The organism is Ornithinimicrobium sp., assembly GCF_030537745.1.
Taxonomy (GTDB): Bacteria; Actinomycetota; Actinomycetes; order Actinomycetales; family Dermatophilaceae; genus Ornithinicoccus.
Map to the genome: position 1 here is coordinate 1 of NZ_JAUNVI010000082.1, position 5,134 is coordinate 5,134.

The window sequence follows — 5,134 nt, forward strand, 5'->3', positions numbered from 1 at the left end:
ACGGTCGCCCCGGCCACACCGAACGGTCCGCACGGCCACCCACATCCGCAACCGGAGTGTCTAGGGTTTGTCAAATGTTGAGAAACCTGTCAACGTAGGAACATCCACTACGCGAGTTCCGTCGCGAGCACGGCCCAGCCGTCGGCTACTTCCAAGGAGATTGACCATGGCACCCACTAGCCTCACCCGTCAACGTTTGAGCCCGGCCCGCTGGGGCGCTGCCCTCGCCGCCACCGGCGTCGCTTTCGGCATCCTCGACGGAGTGTGGCTGGGCACCGTCGCGAAGGAAACCTATGGCGGGCTGCTGGGCGACCTCATGGCCGACCCCATCAACGTGCCGGCCGCCGCCGCGTTCTACCTCATCTACACCGCCGGCGTCACGCACTTCGCTACCGCCCCAGGCGTAGCCGAGCGCAGCGTGCGCAAGGCTGCCCTCCAGGGCGCCGCGCTGGGCTTCGTCGCCTACTCGACGTTCGACCTGACCAGCCTCGCGGTCCTTAAGGACTACCCGGCAGGGATGGTGCCGATCGACATCGCGTGGGGGACTGTCGCATCGAGCATTGCCGCAGCCTCAGCCACCGCGCTGGTCAACCGCTTCGGCCGCTGACGCCGCTGCAGCGGATCGGACATACTGCACTACGGCCCACAGCACTACGAGAGAGCCGCCGACCCTTCGCGGGTCAGCGGCTCTCTCACGTGCTGGACAGCTCAGTTGCACCAGGGGTAGATGAACAGGCTCTGGTCGCCGGCACGATGGTCCCTGAGGATGACGGAAAGCTTCAGCGGGTTTTTCACCCCCGAGATGTCGGCGCCAGGACGCACGGTGACCCCCAGCGCGAGGGCGGTCTCGATCGGCAATCCCCCGCGGGCGACGTCGTCCAGCAGTCCAGCGCTGCGCAGCGTGTTTAACCCCGCCTGCTGGCATTCGATGTCTGGACGAGAAACTGCAGCGCCTGCCGGGGCCGCGGCCACGGTGGCAGCCAGTGCGGCAGCGGCGATGGTGGCGGCGAGACGGGTGCGGGACGGCATACGAAGCATGGTGGTCCTCCTTGATCGGGGCGGCCCTGACTGAACCGCGTGCTTCATAATCATCCGGTTGTTACATGTTTGTCAATAGATTGTGTAAGGTTAGTCTCTACCAACTTCTGGAGGCCCACGTGATCAAGGACAAACCGACCGTCGCTGTGATCGGTGGCGGCATCGCTGGGCTCACTGCGGCCTACGTCCTTCGCGCCACCCACCAGGTCACGCTGCTCGAGGCAGATGATCGTCTCGGTGGGCACGCGGACACCCACGACGTGGCCATTCCAGACGGCTTCGATCTGGCCGTAGACTCAGGTTTCATCGTGCACAACGACCAGACCTACCCCGTCCTGCTCCGTCTTTTCGCCGAGTTGGACGTGCCTACCCAGGCGACGGAAATGTCGATGTCTATCACCTGCGAACGCTGCGGTCTTTCCTATGCGGGCGGGCGTGGTGCCCGTGGCGTCTTCGCCCAGCCCCGCCGCATCGCAGACCGTCGTTTCCGCAGGATGTTGACTCAGGTCCCCCGCTTCCACCGAGCTGCGCGCCGCGAGCTGGCGGTCGCTGCGCAGAGCGTGGCCGGCGGAGGTCGGACGTGGGGAGAGTTCCTCGAAGAAGAGCGTTTTGATCCTTATTTTGTCCAGCACTACGCCCTCCCCCTCGTCTCCTGCGTGTGGTCCGCGGGCCACGAGGACGCCCGCGCCTACCCCGCGCGCCACCTGTTCCAGTTCCTCGAGCACCACGGCATGCTCTCGCTCACCGGGTCACCGAGCTGGCGGACGGTCACCGGCGGTTCGAGGGCGTATGTCGAGCGCGTCGCGGCCGCCCTCGCGGCGGCCGGCGCGCAGGTGCGCACCGGCTTGGCTGGCGAGGTCAGGTCACTGCGCCGGGGCCCCGACGGGGTCGAGGTCACCACCGCAGAGGGTCAGACCGAGTCCTTCGGTCAGGCTGTGCTGGCTACCCACGCCGACATCGCCGGACGCATCCTCATCGACGCCACGGACGAGGAGGCGCGCGACCTCGCAGCGATCAAGTACTCCTCCAACCCGACCCTTCTGCATACCGACTCCTCGGTCCTGCCGACGGTCCGCGGTGCGAAGGCGTCGTGGAACTACCGCCTCTCGGGATGCGACCAAGCCGACGAAGGCGCGCTCGTGTCCTACTGGATGAACCGGCTGCACGATATCGATCCCGAGGTGGGCACCGACTTCGTGGTGACGCTCAACGCCGAGGACAGCGTCGACCCGCAGCACGTCATCGCGCGCCGCGACTATGCCCACCCGATCTTCACCCACGAGGCGGTCGAGGCTGCCACCCGACTCCGGGAGGCCGGGGGTCCGCAGCTGGCTTTTGCCGGCGCCCACCTCGGGTGGGGTTTCCACGAGGACGGCGCCCGCTCCGGCCTGGCTGCCGCGACCCGTCTGGGAGGACACTGGTGAGCGCCCTCACGGTGGCGCTACCGCCGGTCCCCAGCCTCATCGTCGGGCCGGTGACGCACACCCGTCATCGGCCGGTCCGCCACGCATTCCGCTACACCGCCTACCAGTGGCTCGTCGATCTCGCCGAGCTGCCGCGGCTGCGCGGACCGCTCGCCTGGGTCAGCGGATTCAGCGCCGACGACCACCTCGACCGCGGGCGGCTCGGTGGCGGCATCCGCGGAGACCTGGTGCGTTTTCTGGCCGGTCGCGGAGTATCCGTGGCGCAGGACGACCGGGTCATCATGCTGGCCAACGCGCGCGTCCTCGGTTACGTCTTCGATCCGCTCACCGTCTTCTGGGTGCTGCGTCGGTCCGAGTCGTCGACGACGCAGGTGCGGGCCGTGGTGCTCGAGGTGCACAACACCTATGGCGAGCGCCACGCCTATGTCCTGGATCTGGACGCTCGCGGTCGATCCTCGGTCGACAAGGACTTCTACGTCTCACCGTTCAACGACGCAACCGGCCGGTATGCCGTCTCCCTCGTGCTCGAGCCAGGGCGCGTCCGGGTGACGGTCGGCTTGGACCGCGAGGGCGAGCGCGTCGTCACAGCAGTGACCGAAGGGGAGCCTCGGGCCGCGACGCCGCGGACGGTGGCCCGGACCGCGCTGCGCTATGCCTTCATGCCCCAGATGGTCAGCCTCCTGATCCGACTGCACGGGATCAAACTGTGGCGACGGCTCCCGTTGCTGCCACGCCCACCCCACTCCGAGGAGCAGCTCCGATGACCCTTCCCATGGCTATCGACCCGGGGCATGGCCTCATCGCGCGCGTTCGCGGGCTGGCCGCACGGCAGGTCATCCGCCAGGTGCTCAAGCGGGTGCCGATCGACATTGAGCTGGCAGATGGCACCGTGCTGAGCGGCGCGCCCGCGCAGGAGTTGACGATGGGCCAGACGGACGCGCTCGCGCAAGACGTGCAGCCCGGCAAGATGAATACGCTGAGCCCTCTGCCTCGTCGACCACGCATCCAGGTCCACCAACCTCGTCGGTTCTTCAGCCGCGTGGGCCGCCAGGCCAAGATCGGCATCGGTGAGGGCTACACCGAGCAGGAGTGGGGCCCAGCGCCCGGCCACGACCTCGCTGACGTGCTCCTGCCCTTCGCCGAGCGCATCACCAACGCCATACCAGCCCCGCTGCGCGCACTGCGTGGCCTCGTCGACCAGCCGCTGCCGACCGCGCTGCGCAACACCCTGTCCGGCGCGCGCCGCAATGTGCAGGCCCACTACGACCTGTCCAACGACCTCTTCGCCACTTTTCTCGACCCGAGCCTGTCCTACTCCTCCGCCCTCTTTGACGACTCGCTCGACTGGCGGGCCCAGTCGTTGGAGGAGGCCCAGCTGCGCAAGATCGACGCTGCCTTGGACCTGGCCGGAGTCGGGGAAGGCACCCGCCTCCTGGAGATCGGCTCTGGCTGGGGCACCCTTGCGCTGCGCGCCGCCCAACGTGGGGCTTCGGTCGTGACGGTGACCCTGTCCGAGGAGCAGGCTGCCCTCGCTCGTCGTCGTCTGGAAGAGGCTGGGGCGTATGCCGCGCCCACACCTCACAGCGCCGCGAGCCTGCTCGTCGGGACAGGCTTGGCACGCGGGGGCACCGCGCTGGCAGAGCTGCCCGCCCGCAGCACCGGCCTGGATGAGTTGCCACGCCGCGGCACTGCGATAGCAGATCGGGTCGATCTGCGGCTGCAGGACTACCGCGAGGTCGAAGGGGAGTATGACGCGATCGTCTCGATCGAGATGGTCGAGGCCGTCGGTGAGGAGTACTGGCCGACGTACTTCCGCACCCTCGACGAGCGGCTGGCCCCGGGTGGGACAGCGGTCGTGCAGGCGATCACGCTGCCGCACCAGCGCTATCTCTCCACCCGCCATTCCTACGGCTGGATCCAGAAGTACATCTTCCCCGGGGGCGCCCTGCCCAGCCTGGACGCGGTCCACGAGGTGTGTGCTGGGCATACCTCGCTGCGCGTCGAGCACGCGCGCTTTTTCGGCCAGCACTACGCCGAGACCTTGCGCCGGTGGCGACAGTCCTTCCTGGCGCGTCGGGACGAGGTGATCGCTCTCGGCTTCAGCGAGCGCTTCGTCCGAGTCTGGGAGTACTACCTGGCCTACTGCGAGGCCGGCTTCCGCGGCGGTGCCATCGATGTGGCACAGATCGTCTTGCGGCGACCAAATGATGTCTCGGCTCAGGTGCAGGCGTCGCTGGGCTGACGGGTGAGGCAGTAGCGGTGTTCCAGGCGCAGGCGCCGCTGGGCTGACGACGCAGGCGCGGTCGCAGGCGCCGGCGCCGCTGGGCTGACGGGTGACGCAGTAACTGCGGCAGCCGTGAACGTCGCAGCGGCCGGTGGCCAGCGCTGTGCGGTGGATCCGGGCCGCTATAGCGACCCAAAGTCACCGCAGACCCGCACCTGCGCCGGCAGCGATCTGGTGCCCAGCGCTGTGCGGTGGATCCGGGCCGCTATAGCGACCCAAAGTCACCGCACACCTTGACCCGCCCACGGCGGCGCCAGTCAGCTCACGAGGCGGCCCGCAGGCGCGGGTCGCGGGCGAGTGCACAACCAGGCCCGCATGGCCTAGGCCGGCCCTTCCACCCCCGGGCGATCTGGGCCACTGCAACGTCGGCTGCCAGCGCGCATGGGCG

5 protein-coding genes are annotated in these 5,134 nt (G+C 68.4%); 4 read left to right on the plus strand and 1 reads right to left on the minus strand.

Going from position 1 to position 5,134, the window contains the following annotated elements; translation table 11 throughout:
* Nucleotides 1-166 precede the first annotated feature (166 nt).
* On the plus strand, nt 167-607 hold the full coding sequence (locus Q4P07_RS12960) for a DUF2177 family protein (protein WP_303375333.1): 441 nt from the start codon (nt 167-169) through the stop codon (nt 605-607).
* A 101-nt stretch (nt 608-708) separates the two neighbouring features.
* Here Q4P07_RS12960 and Q4P07_RS12965 read toward each other — a convergent pair whose 3' ends face one another.
* Nucleotides 709-1,038: a hypothetical protein gene (locus tag Q4P07_RS12965; protein WP_303375334.1), complete on the minus strand. Its 330-nt coding sequence runs from the start codon at nt 1,036-1,038 to the stop codon at nt 709-711.
* 65 nt (nt 1,039-1,103) lie between these two features.
* Between Q4P07_RS12965 and Q4P07_RS12970 the strand changes: the two genes are divergently transcribed.
* Genes Q4P07_RS12970 through Q4P07_RS12980 form a run of 3 tightly spaced genes read left to right on the plus strand, consistent with a single transcriptional unit; the run spans nt 1,104 to nt 4,704 of the window.
* Complete coding sequence (locus Q4P07_RS12970; protein WP_303375335.1) at nt 1,104-2,462, plus strand: NAD(P)/FAD-dependent oxidoreductase; 1,359 nt, start codon at nt 1,104-1,106, stop codon at nt 2,460-2,462.
* A complete protein-coding gene (locus tag Q4P07_RS12975) occupies nt 2,459-3,226 on the plus strand; it encodes a DUF1365 domain-containing protein (protein ID WP_303375336.1) in 768 nt (255 codons plus the stop codon). The genes Q4P07_RS12970 and Q4P07_RS12975 overlap by 4 nt, the downstream gene beginning before the upstream one ends.
* Nucleotides 3,223-4,704, plus strand: coding sequence for a cyclopropane-fatty-acyl-phospholipid synthase family protein (locus Q4P07_RS12980; protein ID WP_303375337.1), 1,482 nt, complete (start codon nt 3,223-3,225; stop codon nt 4,702-4,704). The genes Q4P07_RS12975 and Q4P07_RS12980 overlap by 4 nt, the downstream gene beginning before the upstream one ends.
* The last annotated feature ends 430 nt before the right edge of the window (nt 4,705-5,134 follow it).

Coding starts and splice junctions, on each gene's coding strand:
- Q4P07_RS12965 (WP_303375334.1), bottom strand. CDS start 1,038: ATGCTTCGTATGCCGTCCCGCACCCGTCTCGCCGCCACCATCGCCGCT.
- Q4P07_RS12960 (WP_303375333.1), top strand. CDS start 167: ATGGCACCCACTAGCCTCACCCGTCAACGTTTGAGCCCGGCCCGCTGG.
- Q4P07_RS12970 (WP_303375335.1), top strand. CDS start 1,104: ATGTTTGTCAATAGATTGTGTAAGGTTAGTCTCTACCAACTTCTGGAG.
- Q4P07_RS12980 (WP_303375337.1), top strand. CDS start 3,223: ATGACCCTTCCCATGGCTATCGACCCGGGGCATGGCCTCATCGCGCGC.